At 75.0% G+C, this 551-nt stretch carries 1 protein-coding gene; it reads right to left on the bottom strand.

Annotated elements, in window-relative coordinates; all coding sequences use genetic code 11:
• On the bottom strand, nt 1–551 hold a 551-nt coding region (locus IEZ08_RS39190), incomplete at both ends, for a condensation domain-containing protein (protein WP_189244265.1).

Below are 551 nucleotides of genomic sequence, written 5' to 3'. Positions count from 1 at the left end.
ACACCACCTGCACCATCCGCCCGGCAGCCGGATCCAGCCCCGCCCGCGACCGCACCGCCTGCTCGGCGATCAGCCCGGCCCACCCCGCCTCATCCGGCTCAGCCGTCTCGGGCCCTGCCTCACCCGCCTCGTCGTGGAACCCCGCATCCGGCCCGGCCAGGGCATCGGCGACCTGCACCCGGCGTACGCACCCGGCCGCCCGCACCGCCCCGACCGGCAGCACCTCCAACCCCCCGGCGGGTTCAGCATCCGCCGCTGCGCGGACCCCTCCAGGACCACGCCAGCTCAGCCGGAGCGTGTCGTGCCGGTCCAGGACGGCCTGCACCGCCGCCGTCAACGGCTCCAGGCCCACGTCCGGCGGCACCCGTAGCACCACCGTCTGGTTGAACCCGTCGGCAGGCCCTTCCCGCTCCGCGAGCCAGGAGATGATGGGTGTGGGGTGGACCGGGCCGACACCCGCGCCCTCCTCCTCGACCACGATCTCAGCCGACTCGGTCGCCACCCGGGCCAGCTCGCGCACGCTCTGATGACGGAAGACGTCCTTGGGCGCG

Source organism: Planobispora rosea, from assembly GCF_014648175.1.
GTDB classification, from domain to species: domain Bacteria; phylum Actinomycetota; class Actinomycetes; order Streptosporangiales; family Streptosporangiaceae; genus Planobispora; species Planobispora rosea.
The sequence above is the reverse complement of the archived record's forward strand: the minus strand, read 5'-3'. Positions and strand labels throughout refer to the sequence as shown.